This is a genomic window from Streptomyces phaeochromogenes (assembly GCF_001418655.1).
Taxonomy (GTDB): Bacteria; Actinomycetota; Actinomycetes; order Streptomycetales; family Streptomycetaceae; genus Streptomyces; species Streptomyces phaeochromogenes.
In genome coordinates, this window is sequence record NZ_LIQZ01000469.1 from 1 (window position 1) to 1,239 (window position 1,239).

General features: G+C 71.0%; 1 protein-coding gene. It reads right to left on the reverse strand.

The features are described 5' to 3' along the window. Positions 1-283 precede the first annotated feature (283 nt). Positions 284-1,153 (reverse strand): TatD family hydrolase, encoded by an 870-nt coding sequence (locus tag AOK17_RS43065; protein ID WP_055618100.1) that lies wholly within the window; start codon positions 1,151-1,153, stop codon positions 284-286. Positions 1,154-1,239: the final 86 nt, after the last annotated feature.

The following is a 1,239-nucleotide window of genomic DNA, read 5'->3' on the forward strand; positions in this document are numbered from 1 at the left end:
CGCCCCCACTCGCGCTCCCGCCCCCGTTCACGTCCTCGTACGCGGGCCGGTACGTGTCCGGATCCATGTCCGGGTGTCCGTGGCCGTACGGCTCAGGGATCTCGTACGTCGGGCCATACGTCTCGTACTGCGAATTGCTCACTACGACACGCTCCAGGGATCCGGTCCGGATCGGGCCAGAGGAACCTAGCGGAGCGTTCGTCACTCTCCAAAGCATCACGACTACGCTGTGTCGCGACGCGTCCCCCGGTCGGACCCCCGCGAGCGGGCAGGTCGTTACGGCTCAGAAATCGAACGCGCGGGCAGTGTTCGCCGAGATCGCCGTCGCCAGCGCGTCCTCGTCCAGACCCCGTACGGCGGCCATGGCGCGGACCGTGACCGGAATGAGATACGGGGCGTTGGGCCGTCCGCGGTACGGCGCGGGGGTCAGGAAGGGCGCGTCGGTCTCGACGAGGACCAGTTCGAGCGGGGCCACGGCGAGGGCGTCACGCAGCGGCTGGGCGTTCTTGAAGGTCATGTTCCCGGCGAACGACATGTAGTAGCCGGCGCGGGCGCAGATCTCCGCCATGGCGGCGTCGCCGGAGTAGCAGTGGAAGACGGTCCGCTCGGGGGCGCCCTCCTCCTTCAGGACCCGCAGCACGTCGGCGTGGGCGTCGCGGTCGTGGATGACCAGCGCCTTGCCGTGCCGCTTGGCGATCTCGATGTGGGCGCGGAAGGACCTCTCCTGGGCGGCCTTGCCCTCGGGGCCCGTGCGGAAGTAGTCGAGGCCGGTCTCGCCGACGCCCTTGACGTGGGAAAGGGCGGCGAGCCGGTCGATCTCGGCGAGCGCCTCGTCCAGCGCGCCGTCGCCGCCGGGCTGCCGGGCGCCCTGCCGGGACCAGCCGTCGGGGTCGCCGTGCACGATCCGGGGGGCCTCGTTCGGGTGCAGCGCGACGGTCGCGTGGACGGCCTCGTGGTCGAGGGCGGTCTGCGCGGCCCAGCGCGAGCCCTTCAGGTCGCAGCCCACCTGGACGACCGTGGTCACACCGACCGACGCGGCCTTGGCGAGACCCTCCTCGACCGTGCCGGACTGCATGTCGAGGTGAGTGTGCGAGTCGGCGACCGGCACCCGGAGAGGGGTCGGCGGGGGCGGGGCTTCGGCGTTGGAAGGCATGCACCGATCCTACGAAGCCCGATCCTGCGAAGGGGGTCCCGGGAGGTCTCGGGATGTCTCAGGAGGTCTCGGTGGGTTTCGGGAAG